General features: G+C 64.2%; 15 protein-coding genes. 8 read left to right on the top strand and 7 right to left on the bottom strand.

What is annotated here, in order from left to right; genetic code table 11:
• The first annotated feature begins 64 nt into the window (after positions 1–64).
• The 7 genes from FG91_RS02750 (at position 65) to FG91_RS02780 (ending at position 7,298) form a co-directional block, all read left to right on the top strand.
• Positions 65–1,054: a quinone oxidoreductase family protein gene (locus FG91_RS02750; RefSeq protein WP_037511558.1), complete on the top strand. Its 990-nt coding sequence runs from the start codon at positions 65–67 to the stop codon at positions 1,052–1,054.
• Positions 1,044–1,409, top strand: a complete 366-nt coding sequence (locus FG91_RS02755) for a hypothetical protein (protein ID WP_037511560.1) — start codon at positions 1,044–1,046, stop codon at positions 1,407–1,409. Before FG91_RS02750 ends, FG91_RS02755 begins: the two co-directional genes overlap by 11 nt.
• A complete protein-coding gene (locus FG91_RS02760; RefSeq protein ID WP_037511562.1) occupies positions 1,402–2,034 on the top strand; it encodes a Dabb family protein in 633 nt (210 codons plus the stop codon). The genes FG91_RS02755 and FG91_RS02760 overlap by 8 nt, the downstream gene beginning before the upstream one ends.
• A 57-nt stretch (positions 2,035–2,091) precedes the next feature.
• Entirely contained in the window at positions 2,092–2,895 is an 804-nt protein-coding gene (locus FG91_RS02765; RefSeq protein ID WP_081940379.1) for a helix-turn-helix domain-containing protein, read from the top strand.
• Positions 2,896–2,993: 98 nt separating this feature from the next.
• Entirely contained in the window at positions 2,994–4,412 is a 1,419-nt protein-coding gene (locus FG91_RS02770) for a cytochrome P450 (protein WP_037511564.1), read from the top strand.
• Complete coding sequence (locus tag FG91_RS02775) at positions 4,412–4,747, top strand: 2Fe-2S iron-sulfur cluster-binding protein (RefSeq protein WP_037511815.1); 336 nt, start codon at positions 4,412–4,414, stop codon at positions 4,745–4,747. The genes FG91_RS02770 and FG91_RS02775 overlap by 1 nt, the downstream gene beginning before the upstream one ends.
• Before the next feature lie 184 nt (positions 4,748–4,931).
• A complete protein-coding gene (locus FG91_RS02780) occupies positions 4,932–7,298 on the top strand; it encodes a TonB-dependent receptor (protein ID WP_037511817.1) in 2,367 nt (788 codons plus the stop codon).
• A gap of 92 nt (positions 7,299–7,390) precedes the next feature.
• On the opposite strand, the gene FG91_RS02785 is transcribed toward FG91_RS02780, so the two are convergent.
• From FG91_RS02785 to FG91_RS02810, 6 genes are all read right to left on the bottom strand, one after another.
• On the bottom strand, positions 7,391–7,897 hold the full coding sequence (locus FG91_RS02785; protein ID WP_200878388.1) for an SRPBCC domain-containing protein: 507 nt from the start codon (positions 7,895–7,897) through the stop codon (positions 7,391–7,393).
• A 26-nt stretch (positions 7,898–7,923) separates the two neighbouring features.
• A complete protein-coding gene (locus FG91_RS02790) occupies positions 7,924–8,637 on the bottom strand; it encodes an EthD domain-containing protein (RefSeq protein ID WP_037511565.1) in 714 nt (237 codons plus the stop codon).
• Positions 8,638–8,646: 9 nt separating this feature from the next.
• Entirely contained in the window at positions 8,647–9,195 is a 549-nt protein-coding gene (locus FG91_RS02795; protein WP_052187242.1) for a VOC family protein, read from the bottom strand.
• Positions 9,196–9,227: 32 nt separating this feature from the next.
• Positions 9,228–10,199 carry a flavin reductase gene (locus FG91_RS02800; RefSeq protein WP_037511566.1) on the bottom strand — a complete coding sequence of 324 codons (972 nt, stop codon included), beginning with the start codon at positions 10,197–10,199 and terminating at the stop codon, positions 9,228–9,230.
• A 223-nt stretch (positions 10,200–10,422) separates the two neighbouring features.
• The gene (locus FG91_RS02805; protein WP_052187243.1) at positions 10,423–11,280 is read right to left on the bottom strand and encodes a tyrosine-protein phosphatase; all 858 of its coding nucleotides are present in this window, start codon (positions 11,278–11,280) and stop codon (positions 10,423–10,425) included.
• 58 nt (positions 11,281–11,338) lie between these two features.
• Positions 11,339–13,576, bottom strand: coding sequence for a TonB-dependent receptor (locus tag FG91_RS02810; protein WP_037511568.1), 2,238 nt, complete (start codon positions 13,574–13,576; stop codon positions 11,339–11,341).
• Positions 13,577–13,707: 131 nt separating this feature from the next.
• Between FG91_RS02810 and FG91_RS02815 the strand changes: the two genes are divergently transcribed.
• Complete coding sequence (locus tag FG91_RS02815; protein ID WP_037511828.1) at positions 13,708–14,334, top strand: TetR/AcrR family transcriptional regulator; 627 nt, start codon at positions 13,708–13,710, stop codon at positions 14,332–14,334.
• A gap of 45 nt (positions 14,335–14,379) precedes the next feature.
• Here FG91_RS02815 and FG91_RS02820 read toward each other — a convergent pair whose 3' ends face one another.
• Entirely contained in the window at positions 14,380–15,006 is a 627-nt protein-coding gene (locus tag FG91_RS02820; RefSeq protein WP_037511570.1) for a TetR/AcrR family transcriptional regulator, read from the bottom strand.
• Positions 15,007–15,037 lie beyond the last annotated feature (31 nt).

Raw genomic sequence — 15,037 nt, forward strand, 5'->3', positions numbered from 1 at the left:
CGGGGCAGGGTTCGGCCGCATGGCGCGACCGGACCCTTCGCCATCGGTCGATAAGGAGAATGGCATGCGCGCGATGGTCATCAACGGATTCGGCGGTCCCGAACAGCTTGTCTGGGGCGACCTGCCCACGCCCGAAGCCGGCGCGGGCGAGGTGCTGGTCCAGGTCATCTGCGCCGGGGTCAATCCCGCCGACTGGAAAACTCGGGTCGGCAAGCTGTCGGCCTATATCGACTATCACTTCCCCTTCGTGCTCGGTTTCGACTTTGCCGGCATTGTCGAGGCGGTCGGCGAGGGCGTCGATGCGTTCGCTCCCGGCGACCGCGTTTTCGGCATGTCCAGACAGGGGCAGGGACGCGATGGCTCCTATGCCGAATATTGCATCGCCGACGCGGCTTTTGTCGCGCCTTTGCCGCACGAGTGGAGCTTCGCGCAGGCCGCCGCGCTGCCGGTCGCGGGGACGACGGCTTATGGCGGCCTTGCCGACGTCGGCGGATTGTCAGCGGGGCAGACCGTGCTCATCAATGGCGGCGCGGGCGGCGTCGGCAGCCTCGGCATCCAGATCGCGCATGCGCTTGGTGCGCGCGTCGCGGCCACCTGCGGCCCCGACAATCTGTCCTATGTCCGGGGTTTCGGCGCCGACCATGCGATCGACTATCGCGCCGGCGATGTCGCGCAGGCGGCGCGCGAATGGGCGCCGGGCGGCGTCGACCTTGTTCTCGATGCGGTCGGGCTCGACAGCCTGCTGTCATCCGCCGTTGATATCGTCGCGCCGGGCGGGCGCTATGTCGAGATTGCCACGCTGGTGTCTCAGGCGAGCGCCGATGAGGTCGCGCGTGCCGCGACGAACGGGGTGAGCATCCTGTCCAACATGAACGCGGTCATGCGCCTGCCGCAGCATCTGAAGGAACTGGCCGCGCTCTGCGCCGCAGGGCGGGTGAAGCCGCCCGCGATCGAGATCCTGCCGCTCGGAGACGCCGCCGAGGCGCATCGCCGTATCGAAGGCCAGCATGTCCGCGGCAAGATCATCCTGGAGGTGGCGCCCCATGACGACTGATGACACGGTGGCTGCGCCGATGGTCCATGCGATCGACGAGATCGTCGCGAAGCCCGGCGAGGGCAAGGCACTGCTCAGCGACTATCTGGCGCGCTATGCGCCCGGCGCGCGGGCACGTGGAATGACGCTCGAACAGATTCTCGTCAGCCCGCCGATGTGGCTCGACGATCAGTCCAACACACTCGTCTTTCGCTGGTCGCTCGCCGATGCGGGGGCGTGGTGGCAGATGCGCTTTGTCGGCGGCAACGACCCCGACGTCGCCGCCTGGTGGGCCGATGTCGACGCGCGCGCGGTCAGCCGGCGCCGCTTCTTCGCTTCGGCGCCCGCCGATATTGAGAGGCTCTGCGATGTATAAGCTGACCCGGCTCGTGACCCTTGCCCACCCCGCGAGTGTGTCGGCGTTGGCCGACGAGATACACGCGCTGGCTAAAACGCACTCCGCCTATCGCCAGCTTGTCGCCCCCACGCTGGCGGGCAGTCATTTCGGCGGCGACCTCCTCGCGCATTTCGCATTCGACGACGCGATGCAGCGCTCGGATTTCGACGCGGCGCTCGCGCCGCTGCTCGCGACCCCGGCGGTCGCTTCGGTCGATGGTGTTGCCTATCAGAGCGGGTTGGGTGGGCGGTCCGATCCCGGGCTTGCAAACGGCGTCTACCGCGTGCTGCTGCTTAGCGTCGACGAAGGCATCGATCCCGCCCTTGTCGACCGCTTCGAGGCCGAAACGCGGACGATGCCATATTATATCCCTGCGATCCGAAACTGGCAGCTCAGCCGAGCCGACGAGGCGACGGGGGCGCGCCGCTGGACGCACGTCTGGGAACAGGAATATGCCGACGCGGCCGGGCTGATGGGCCCCTATATGATGCACCCCTATCATTGGGCGCGGATCGATCGCTGGTTCGATCCCGAATGTCCCGAGCGGATCGTCGATGCGCGGCTCTGTCACAGCTTCTGCGCGATGGACGCGTCCGTCCTATAATCGCATGGCGCCGGCCTCGATCCGCAGGCATGGTGATCGCGACGAAAGGTGGTGCGAATGACGGCGGCAGGGCGATTGCATACGCAAAGCAACTATCTGGTCGAGGCGCTGAAGCGCGTATTGAAAGAGCGCGGGCTGACCTATGCCGACGTCGCGGCGGCGCTCGGCATCAGCCACGCCAGCGTTCGCCGTACCTTTGCGCAACGCAGCTTCACGCTCGCGCGGATCGACGAAATCTGCGAACTCGCCGGGATCAACTTTCTCGAGCTGGCACGGCTTGCCGACGCGGTGCAGCCCGCGATGCCCGATATGCTCAGCGATGCGCAGGAGCAGGCGCTGGTCGACGATCCGCTGGCGCTGTTCTGCTTTCACCTCGCGACCGGCGGCTGGACCGTCGAGCGGATCGAGCGCGACTATGCGATCGACCAGACCTTGCTGATCCCCGCGCTGATGAAGCTCGAACGCATCGGATTGATCCAGCTGCTGGCCGGCAACGTCATCCGCCTGATGACCGCGCGCAGCATCAGCTGGCGCCGCGGCGGGCCGATGCGGCGTTTCTTCGACCGGCGGGTCAAGGAGGAGTTTCTCCAATATGATTTCTCCGCCAAGGGCTCGATCTGGGAATTCGAGATCGGCGAGTTGTCCGACGCCTCGCGCATCCTGCTCGAACGCCGGCTCGTCAGCCTGTTTCGCGAAGTCCGCGACCTGATCGCACGCGATGCCCTGCTGCCGCCTGCGGTGAAGACCAACGTCGGCTTGCTGATCGCGTCGACGCCGATCCCGCTGCCGATGGTCGCACGCGACGTCACCGCGGGGGCGTTCCGTGCCGAAAGTCGCGAACAGCGATCCTTCAAGGATTAAAATTCGCTACAATCATGCGATCCTCTCGGTGATGCGGCGCGATAGCGCGATACAGGCCGCAAGCCGGCCCCGATGCCGGCGCGAGAGGGAGAAATTCGATGTCGGCCATTGCCATGCAGCCGCCCGCGATGCGCGGCGGCGTCCCGTTCCTCGGTCACCTGACGGACTTCTTCAAGGATCCGGTGGGATTGCTGCGCCGGGGTTATCAGGAACATGGCCCGATCTATTCCTTCCGCATGGGCGGGCGGAACATGGTCGTGATGCTGGGCCCCGACAATAATCGCTTCGTCTTTCAGGAAACCGACAAGCTGCTGTCGATCCGCGAATCGATGCCCTTCTTCCACAAGATGTTTTCGCCCAATTTTTACTCCTTCGCCGAGATGGAGGAGTATCTGAACCAGCGTGCGGTCATCATGCCGCGCTTCAAGGCTTCGGCGATGAAGCAATATGTGCCGGTGATGGCCGAAGAGGCGATGGCGCTCTGTCACCGGCTCGGCGACAGCGGGGAGTTCGATCTCATCTCGACCCTCGGGCCGGTGGTCATGGACATCGCAGCGCACAGTTTCATGGGGCGCGATTTCAAGCAGAAGCTTGGCCATGAATTTTTCGAGCTGTTCCGCGACTTTTCCGGCGGGATGGAATTTGTCCTGCCCCTGTGGCTGCCGACCAAGAAGATGCGGCGCAGCCAGGCGGCCAAGAAAAAGCTGCACCGGATCCTTGGCGACTGGATCAGGCGGCGGCGCGCCAACCCGGTCGAACCTGCCGATTTCTTTCAGGATATGGTCGCGTCGACCTATCCCGACGGCCGCCCGATCCCCGACGAATTGATCATCCACATGATCCTGCTCCTTGTCTGGGCGGGGCATGAAACGACCGCGGGACAGGTCAGCTGGGCGATGATCGATATCCTCCAGAACCGCGAATATCAGGATGTGTTGCGCGGCGAGATCGGAGCCATATTGGGCTCGGCATCGGGCGCCGACCTCAGCTGGGAACAGGCGATCGCGATGCAGAAGATGGACCTCGCGCTGCGCGAGACCGAACGGCTGCATCCGGTGGCCTTCACGATGATCCGCAAGGCGGCCGCCGATTTCGAGCGCGACGGCTATCAGGTTCGCGAAGGCGACTGGATCTTGCTCGCGCCCTCGGTCAGCCACCGGATGAGCGAAATTTTCGACCGGCCCGACGATTATGATCCCGAACGTTTCAACACCGAACGGGCGGACAGCAAGGTCGAATCGAACAGCCTGATCGGCTTTGGCGGCGGCATGCACCGCTGCGCCGGGGTCAATTTCGCGCGGATGGAGATGAAGGCGCTGATCGCCATCCTGCTCCAGCGTTACGACATGGAATTGATCGACACGCCGCGCCCGATCGCCGGTGCGGGCACCTATTGGCCCGAACAGCCGTGCCGCGTGCGCTACAAACGGCGGACCATCCCCGCGGGCGCGCCCGCGGACGTCGATGCGCTTGCCGCCGCCGCGGGATGCCCGGCGCATGCGAAGGGCGCGAACTGATGGCGCGCGTCACCTATGTCCAGCCCGACGGAAGCGAAAAGACCTGCACCAATTTCGAGGGCATGGCGGTCATGCACCTCGCCATCGGTAACCTCGTCGACGGGATCGATGCCTTGTGCGGTGGCGTGCGCCAGTGCGGCACCTGTCACGTCTATGTCGACGATGCGTGGATCGAGCGAGTCGGCCCGCCGGGCGAGGACGAGGCCATCATGCTCGATGCGCTGTCCGACGCTATCGCGGTCACGGCGGGCAGCCGGCTGAGCTGCCAGATCCATATCACCGAGGAGCTGGACGGGCTGCGGGTTCATATCCCCAAAGAACAGCCCGGGGTTTGAATGAGTTAGGGGCGGTAACTGGGGCGGCTTTGCCGCCCCTTTTTTTGTGCGCGGCCACCACCAAAAAGGGGTGTTGAATTACCTTCTTGCGTAGGTATGTATTGCATATATTACGCATCATGTGAAAATTGATAAAAAGTGGCGCATAATACGCCACAATCGACACGGGAAAGGGATGGGACTGATGAAGGCACGCACACATCGCCGCACGCAGATGGCCGCCATCGCGCTGCTCGCGCCTTGGATGGCCAGCGCCGCGCAAGCGCAGCAGGCCGAACAGGCGCCGCAGGCCGAGGGTGCCGCGTCCGAGGGACTGACCGAAATCATCGTCACGGCGCAGAAGCGCGCGGAGAGCCTGCAGGACACGCCGCTCGCGATCAGTGCGATCAATGCCGAAGCCATCGAGCAGCGCGGCATCACCAGCGTCGCCGCGCTCGGCAGCGCGGCGCCCAACCTCATCATCACCGAGACGCCGTCGGCGACGGCCAACCCGTCGATTTCGATCCGCGGTATCGTCGACAACGACCCGATCCTGACCGCCGATCCCGCAGTCGGGCTTTATGTCGATGGCGTCATCGTCGGCCGTTCGGCGGGCGCGCTGTTCGACATGATGGATCTTGAGCGCGTCGAGATCCTTCGCGGGCCGCAGGGCACGCTCTATGGCCGCAACACGACGGGCGGCGCGGTCAACCTGATCTCGGCCAAGCCGTCGAAGGATTTCGGCGGTCGCCTGCAGGTCGGCTACGGCAGCTTCGACGAATATATGGTGAAGGCGCTGATCGACACCGGCGAACTGGGCGATACGGGCCTCGCGCTGAAGCTCGGCTATTACCACAGCCAGCGCAACGGAACCGTCGACAATCTGCTCGAACCGTCCGACAAGCGCGATCCGGGCGCGCGCAACACCGACGCGGTTCGCGCTGCCGTCCGCTTTGACAAGGGCACCGGCTTCACCGCCGACTATGTCTTTGACTCGAGCGACCGCAATGGCCGCGCCAATGCGTTCCAGTTGCGCGCGATCCGCCCCGACATCCTTCAGTATCTGAGCTTCTCGCCCGCGTTCGGCGGCACCGCGCCGCAGGTTTCGCAGGATCGGCTGTCGCAGATCCGGCTCGATCGCGACGGCAATGCGCATGACAAGGTGCAGGGCCATTCGCTGACGCTCAACCTCGAGATCGGCGACGCGACGCTGCGCTCGATCACCGGCTATCGCAAGTGGGACAATGTGAGCGACAGCTCCGATCTCGACGGCAACGGGGGTCTCGTCGGCTTCCTCGTCAGCCCCGCGATCCTCGTGCCGCCCAATGCCTTCATTCCGCAGGGCATCGGCCCGATCGACCTGTTCCACACCAGCAATGAGCGGCATCAGAAGCAGTTCAGCCAGGAATTCAACCTGATCGGCTCGATCGGCGACGAGTTCGACTATGTCCTCGGCGGCTATTATTTCCGCGAGCGCGCGACCGAAGTGAATCCGCAAGGCTTCACATTGGTCCTTCCTTCGCCGGTGCCGATCCCGATCGCGCCGGGGGTCAACCTCAACAGCTTTGGCGTCAACCTCGATACGCTATTGTCCTATCGCCACATCTCGCGGTCGGTCGCGGCGTTCAGCCAGCTTACCTGGAAACCGGCGGCGCTCGACAGCCGGCTGAGCATCACCGGCGGCATTCGCTATACCGAGGACAAGAAGCATCTGATCCAGGCGGCGCCGGCGCCGACCGCGCCGCGCGACCTGACGCGCAAGTTCAATCGCCTGAACTGGCTTGCCAATATCTCCTATGACTGGAGCGACGACATTATGACATACGCCCGTGTGAGCACGGGTTATAAGGCGGGCGGTTTCAACGCCCGTGCCGCGGACAATAACGGCTTTAATCCCGAGGATCTCGTGTCCTATGAAATCGGGTTCAAGAGCGAGCTGTTCGATCGCCGCGTCCGTTTCAACGTCGCCGCTTTCCACGCGATCTATGACGACCTTCAGGTGCAGCAGTTCCTCGCCGGCACCGGCGGCGCGGCGAGCACGACGGTGAATGCCGCGAAGGCCACCTACACCGGTATCGAAGCCGAGCTGCAGGCGCAGATCGCCGATGGGCTCACCGTCGATGCGTCGTTCGGCTATACCGACCGCAAATATAAAAGGTTCACCTTCGTCGATCCGATGACCGGCGTCGCCACCGATATTTCGGACGTCGCCAAGTTCCAATATTCGGCCGCGACGACCGCCAATGTCGGCGCACAATATGAAACCGAGCTTGGCAATTTCGGCAAGCTGATCGCGCGCGCCGACTGGAGCTATCGCAGCAAGGTCTATTGGCACCCGGTCAACCCGTTCAACGAGGAGATTTCCGACGGCGGGGTCGGGCTGCTGAGCGCGCGGCTCTCGATCGCCGACATCGCGGTCGGCGGTGCCAAGGCCTCGATCTCGGTATGGGGCAAGAATCTGACCAAGGAAGATTATGCGCTCTCGGGGATCGACTTTGGTTCGCTCGGCTTCGCCGGCGTCATGTACGGCGATCCGCGCAGCTATGGCGTCGAGCTCGGCTTCAAATTCTAGAGAGCACAGGCCATGATCTCGTGAAGCCGGGGGTCGCAAATGAGCGACCCCCGGCTTCACTGTTTTTCAGTTCTGAAGCGCTCGGCCGAGGGTTAATCCGCGGTTTTGCGGCCCCGATACACCGCTTCGGCGCGCGCCTTGAGCGCATAAGCGGTGTCGTCGAAAGCGCGTTTCACCCAAGGGCCGGCAAAGCGCATCACATGAATGCCATTGGGGCCCAGAAAGGCATCGGTCGAATGATAGGCGCAGGCACTGTCGCCCAGCGCCTCGATGACCTGATCGCGCCGTGCCGGGTAGGGCCAGGCTTCGTCATGGGGCAGTTCCCACGACAGCAGCTTCTCGGGCTCGAACGCGCAGACATATTCGCAGTTGGGAAAGACCGCATCGGGTTCAGTATAGCTTTTGAGCGTCATGTTAACGGGCGCGCCCATGGCGAGTGTCGATTCCGCCGCGATGCAAAAGGGGTTCCATTCGCCATAGCGGGGCAGATCGACCAATATCTCCCACACCACCGCGGCGGGGGCGTCGATTTCGACGCGCTCCGAGCGGACGATGGCGTTGGGATCGACATAGGTCAGCGATTCATCCTTATCACGCACGACATATCCTTTCGGTTTGTGGGGCTTTAGCGGGCGAAAGGCCGAATATCGAACTGGCTGGTCGGGATGCAGTCGATCCGGTCGAAATCGATGAAGCGCGCGCAGCTTTCCATCATCAGCCGCTGGTTCTCCGCGAGCCGTGCGGCGTCTCCCACCGCGTCGAAATAGACCGCCTCGTCGGACAGCGCGGCGGCGGGGAAGCATTCCTCGACCATCGCGACATAGGCGGGGGCGCCATAGCTCAGCGGCCGCACGATCAGATTCTGGACATATTCGAAGTTGCTTTGCGTATCGACCGCGACCGCCGAATGCTGGCGCTGCCAGGCGTCGCGCCAGGCGTCCCGGCTCAGCCGTGGCGGCAGGCCGAGAAACACGATCTGCGAAAAGCCTTCGGTGCGCGCGCCGGGCGTCGGCGGATGCAGCGTGTTGGCGATAATGGTGGATTCGCTCGCCAGCCAGGCGGCATGGCGCGGCGCGGCGTCCGCGATGATCGCATCGACCGCGGCGCGCTCGGGGTCGTTCGCGCTCGGCAGCCAGAGCTGGACCACGGCATCCATCTGCGGGCGGGTCGAGGTCATGCGCGGCGAGGAGCCGTTCGCGACCTTGTCGTCCTGCACATTGACGCGCACGGCGTGCGCCAGCCCATCAAGCCGCGGCGCAATGTCGCCCAGCAGCCGCGCGGTGAAGCGCGCGCCGTCCTCCGCGGGGTCTTTCCACAGCGCGTAAATGACCTTTTCCATGATGCTCCCTCAGGCTGCGAAGTCGAAAATGGTAATGGGGTTGCTGCCGTCCCAGTCGCGGGCGGCGGCGGTGCCTGCCGTGAAGCCGTCGCGGATCATCGGGGTCGCCTCGATCAGTTCGAGCAGGATCGCGGGTTCGTCGGGCGCTTCGAGATAGGCGACGCGCGTTGCGCCGCCGCCGCTCTCGGCGCTGAACACGCGAACGAGGCCCGCGGCGGCGGCATCCTCAGCGGCCGCTTCGACGTCGTCGACTAGCCAGGCGACATGATGCATGCCTACGCGCACGCGGCCATTTGCATCATGGTAGGGTGAAGGGCCGGCGCCGTGCGGGGCGATCAGCTCGATCTGGGTTTCGCCCTGATACGTGAGTCCGACATCGATCCCGATCGTCGCCGGGACGCCGCGATAGTCGCCGTCGAGGGTGACGTTGCGATAGACGGTCCAGGGGCCAACGCCCGCGAGGAGGCGCCATTGGTCGATCGCGCGATCCAGATCCTCGGTCAGCCAGGCGATCTGGGCGATCGGACCATGGCCCGCGATTGTCCGTATCTTCTCCATCCTCGGGCGTTCCTTCGTTACATGCCTCGGGTTTACGGCGCCTCCTGCGCCGCCCACGGGTCGGGAAGCCCGGGGTCGGTGCTGCGGATGACGTGCTTGAGCAGATGCTTGAGCAGCGCGGTTTCATTCTCGTCGAAAGCGCCCAGCGCATCCTCTTCGGCGGCCTTGGCGGCGGCGGTAAGCTCGACGAGGGTGCGTCGGCCGGTGTCGGTCAGCCAGATCCGGTCGGTCGGATCGGTCCGGACGATGTCGCGCGCCGCGAGCGATGTGATGCGATCGGGGGTGATGTGCGTGCCGGTATAGCCGATCAGGCCGTCGATCTCGGCGGCGGTGCGCCCGTCGTTGATGCCGAGCACACTCAGGATGAAATGATCGGTGGCGTCGAGATGATGATCGCGCAAACTATCCTGCATCCGCCCGTAGAGCTGGAAATGCGCGCGGCCGAGCAGATAGCCGAGAAAATCCTCGCCGAAACTGCCTGCGGGTTGCGCGCCCGCATCGCAGGCGGTGAGCATCGCGGCCTTGCGCGCGGCCAGCGCATAGCGGCCGCCATGGAAGAGCAAGGGCGCGCGGTCCTCATGGTCGAAGGCAATGACCTCGCCGACGAAGATGATGTGGTCGCCACCCTCATATTGATAGGCGGTGCGGCATTGGAAACGCGCGGAGCAACCGGTGAGCAGCGGCACGTCGCCTTCGCCGCGCTCGATCTCGGCGCCGGCGAACTTGTCCGCGCCGCGTTTGGCGAAGCCATTCGAGAGCGCCTCCTGATCCGCGGCGAGGATATGCACCGCGAAATGCGAGGCTCCCTGAAACGCCTCCATGCTCTTTGACGTGCGCGCGAGGCTCCACAGCACCATCGGCGGATCGAGCGAGACCGAGTTGAAGCTGTTGGCAGTCAGCCCGCAATCCTCGCCCGCGGCGTTCCGCGTCGTGACGATCGTGACCCCGGTCGCGAACGCGCCGAGCGCGCTCCGGAATGCGATGGCATCGGGATTGGCGGCCATGATCTCTTGCTCCTCATCCGGCCGCGTTCGATGGGCTGGTACGTATCGACCCTATCGCCCGGCCGTGGCCGCGCATCGCTCAATTGGACTAGATAGGACGCCCGGATTGCGGCGTCGGCGCGCGCGCCGCCACCCCCTTTTGGGGGCGGGTCAGCCGAGGCCGGCGACGCTGCGCAGGATGAGGCGGACGAGATCGGCCTGCGGGCCGACCCCGCGCCGCATTCTAGCGCAGCATCTGCTTGCGCAGCCGCTGCAAAGCCTTGGAATCCACCCCGAGTTCGCGCGCCAGATAGGTGTCGACGTCGCCATAATCCTTGCGAATCTGGTCGAAGGCGGCGTCGAGATAGGCGCGTTCGACCCCAAGCAGGGGCTTCGCCACATCGGCGGGCAACGCCGACATCGCGGCGTTCATCCCGGCATCGGCGCGCAAGGCTTCCATGTCGAGCATGCTGTTGCTCAGCAGATAATCCTCCATGATCGTGTCATAGGGAACGCCGAGCGCGCTCAGGACGAGCGCGACGCCGAGGCCGGTGCGATCCTTGCCCGCGGTGCAGTTGACGATGACCGCGTTGTCCGATGCCAAAAGCCTTTCGAATAGCATGCGGTAGGATGCGGCCTGCTCCTTGGGGAAGCCGCGATAGCCATGGATCATGACGTCGCGCATGACGGTCGCGTCGAGCTTTGCCCCCTGCGCGAACAAGGCGCCCAGGTTGCCGCCCGACAGGTCATAGTCGCGCGCCCAGTAGCCGAGCTCCGAGCCCTGCATCCACGGCATCTTGTCGGCCTGACGCTCGCGCGTCGAGCGCAAGTCAATGATCGACCCGACGCCCAGTTTGCGGACCAATGCCTGATCGTCGGCGGTGTAGCGACCGACCGACGCCGAGCGATACAGCTTGCCCCAGACCACCGAATGGCCGTCCTTCGTCCGGTAGCCGCCGATGTCACGGAAATTGTCGCCGCCGGCGAGCGCGATCTCGCGCGTCTTGGTCGTTGCGGGATCGGTATGCTCCGCTGCGGGCGCATGCTGAGCGATCGCCATCGTCGGCGTGAGCAACAGCAGCGCGAATAATGCCTTTTTCATGTCCTTTTCTCCCGCAATTGCCCGGCGACGGAAAGGCGGCCGCCGGGCTGGTTCGTCTTCAGAATTTTACCCGGGCTTCGAGGCCATAGGTTCGCGGTTCGTTGTAGAGTGTTGCGGTGGTCCTGCCGGGGATGCGGAAATCAAAGAGATTGTAGGTCGCGTTGGTCAGATTCTTGCCCCACAGCGCGACTTCCAGTTCGCCGAGGCCGCCGAGTTTGATGTCGCCGAGCGTCAGCCTGCCGTTGAGCAGCAGCGCCTTGTCCGCCTTGACCGTCACCGTGCCGTTGGGGATGTAGTTCCCGGCGGTATCGAGACCGACATAAGCGCGCAGTTCGCCAAAGGAAAAGGCGGGAAAGACATAGTCGGCCGAGAAGGACGCCGCATGTTTCGGGGTGAAAGCGGAAGACGCCTGTTCGATCACACCGGTGAATATATTCTGCACCGGCGTGGGCGCGGCGTCTGTGTAGACATAGTTCGCAGACAGCGACAGGCCGCGCACCGGAACGAGCGTGATGTCGGCCTCAAGCCCCTTGATCTTGCGCTTTTCGGGCGCGTTGACCGTTTCGGTATTCGATATGAAAACGGGATTCAGGAAATCGACCTGCTGGTTCGAGAGGCGGCTCATATAGGCGGCGACGTTGACGCGCAGTTTGCGGTCGAACAGGTCGGCCTTGACCCCGGCCTCCCACGCCGTCAGCTCTTCCTCGCCAAACGTGCGCAAGATGACCGAGCGGGTGTTGGCGCCGCCGGCGCGATAGGCGCGGCTCCACTTCACATAGGCGTTGATGTCCTCGCTGAAGTCATAGGCGATCGTCGCCATCGGATCGACGCGGCTCGAATCGAAGACGAAATCCAGGTTCGGGTTCACCCCCGCGATGAACAGCAGGCGGCCGTCCTTGTGATCGTCGGTGTAGCGCGCGCCGGCGGTAATGTGCAGCCCGTGCAGCGCTTCGGGCGACCATGTCGCCTGCCCGAACAGCGCCTTGGATTTGACATCGACCTGTGCTGCGCGATCGGGAAGACGGGTCGCGCCGCCGTCGGGCGAAGGCGCGGGGAAGAAATTGACCCCGGTCAGCGTCGAATTGAGCGTTCCCAGCGAATAGACGATCGCCTCGTCCTGACCCTCTTCCTCGAAATAATAGGCGCCGACGACGAATTTCAGTTCGCCGACATCGCCGACGAGCTGGACCTCCTGGCTGAACTGGTTCTGCTTCACATTGGCATAGCTGAGGCGGGCGAAGCGGCGGTTTGGCCCCCACGTCGTGTTCGATCCCTCGTCGGTGTCGAGCTGGGTCGAATCGAGATTGCGCCAGGCCGAGATCGAGCGGATCGTCAGCGCGTCGCTGACATCCCATTCGGCGGTCAGGCTGTGGCCCTTCGCCTCCTGCGGATTGCGGAAGACGGGGAAACCGAAGCGCCCGGTTCGCACGCGGCCGGTATCGAGCTTGATGAAGGATGGCGTGACCGCGGGCGACTGGGTCGAAGCCGTGATGTAATGATAATAGCCCGTCGATTTGTCGCGTGAGAGATCATAGGCATAGAGCAGCGACAGATTGTCGGCCAACCGCCAGAGCGCCGAGATCTTGAAGCCGTATCGCTTGATCTCGCTATAATCGAGCGCGCCGGGCAGCGGATTATCCACCAGTCCGCCGCGTCCCTCGAAAACGCCGTCGACCTTGACGCTGAGGCCCGCCGCTTCGGGCAGGTTCACGTGCGCGGCGAACGAGCGGCCGCGATAATTGCCGATGCCGGCCTTGAGGTCGGCGCTCGCCTCGCCGGTCGGCTTTTTCGACACCACGCTGATCGCGCCGCCGATCGTGTTGCGACCGAAGAGCGTGCCCTGCGGCCCGCGCAGCACCTCGATGCGCTCGATGTCGGCGAGCTCCATGCCGAGCCCCGACACGCGGCCGAGATAGACGCTGTCGATATAGATGCCGACCGTGGGATCGCGGCTGACCTGTGTGGCGTCGACCGGGACCAGCCCGCGCATGCCGATGCTGACGGCGGAGACGCGGCCGACGAACGGCGCGATGCGGATCGATGGGACCGTTCCGGTGAAGAGGTCGGAAAGCGAGCCAATGCCCTTTTCTTCGAGCGTCTCCGCGCTGAGCGCCACCATCGAGATCGGCGTATCCTGAAGATTTTCTTCGCGCTTCTGAGCGGTCACCACGATGTCGGCGACGCCGACGGTCTGATCCTCCGTGCTTTGCTGCGCGGCCGCGGGCGTTACCGCGAGCCAGGTCGCGGCCGATGCCGCGAGTGCGATACGTGACAGGCGCAATCCTTCTATCGACATATGCTCTCCCTCCCGTTTTGCGCGGATATTTGTTCCCGCGTCGACTCACCTACTAATGAGTAGGTGAATTTGTAATCGGGGAAGGGAGATTTGCAAGCGGCATTCGGATGCGCCAAATAGCCGCGATGAATATGACGATTCCGATCCCGTCGACGCGCAAGGAGCGCGCGGATGCGACCCGCGAGGCCATCCTGCACGAGGCCGAACGGGTGTTTGCCGCGACGGGCTTCAGGGCCGCGCGCCTTGAGGATATGGCCGATGCGGTCGGCATTCGCCGGCCCTCGCTGCTTCATCATTTCTCGACGAAAAAGATGCTGTACGATGCCGTCGAGCAGCGCATTTTCGAGGCTATGCACATGGCTTGCGAGGCGCGAACCGCGGATGTCGAGGATCCGACCGCCAAGTTGCTCGCCCATCTGGACGCCTGGCTCGACTTTTTCGTCGGTCGCCCGACGGCCGCCCGAATTCTTCAGCGCCTCGTCGCCGATACCGCCGTTCAGCAGGGCAACCCGATGGAGTTCTCTTCGGTCGCGCTAGAGGACATGGACCGGACGCTGGCCTATGGCATCGCACAGGGTGTGTTTGTTCCGCTTTCGACGATGACCTTTATCAACGGCGTGGCTGGCGGCATTCTCTTCTTCGTCTGCAACAGCCGCCAGGTCGGCGAACAGCGGCGTTATGAACCGTCCGATCCGGCGGATCAGGCGGTCTTCAGGACTTTGCTGCACAAGCTCGCACGCGCCGCCGTGCTGCCCTGACACCGGTGTTGCCGGGGAACGGCAAAAACCGCCTTGGCATCGCGTCTAGCCGGGGGTGGCCGGAGCGACGGCTGCGCGGGTCAGCAAGTGAAGCAGCTCGCGGAAACTTTCGAGTTCCGCGGGGTCGGCGGCGTCATAGCTGCGGTTCGAACCGAGTTGCTTGCTGTTGCAGACATAGAAGAGCGAGCTCGATCCCACCGCGTTGACGACATGCATCGGCGGCAGTGGACGAAAGTCACCGACGGCGACGCCCTCGTTCACCACGACCTCGACATCGCGCAGCAATATGTTCGAGAATTGCGTGGGGTCGCCGCGGCGCGGTGAGACGTCGGCGACGAGACGCTGGATGATCCGCGCCGCGGTCGGCCGCGCGACGAGAAAGTCGAGCCACCCGTCGAGGAGCGCTAGCAATTTGTCGATCGGCTTGTCGTGCTGCGCGATGTGGGCGAGTGCTTCGCGGTGCATGGAGGCGAAGATGTCCTCCTCGACCGCGTCATAAAGCTCCTGCTTGTTCGAGAAATAATAGACGATCGATGGGCGGCGGATGCCGACCGCGGCCGCGACGTCCTCAAGCCGTGCCGTGGTGAAGCCGACCTCGGCGAAAACCGTCTCGGCCGCCTCGAGGATTGCCTGACGCGTCGCTTCGCCGCGCGCGTGCCTGATGGGCTTCATGCTCAATGCTCAAAAACCTTTCGTGTCAGCG

The organism is Sphingopyxis sp. LC81, assembly GCF_000756375.1.
Taxonomy (GTDB): Bacteria; Pseudomonadota; Alphaproteobacteria; order Sphingomonadales; family Sphingomonadaceae; genus Sphingopyxis.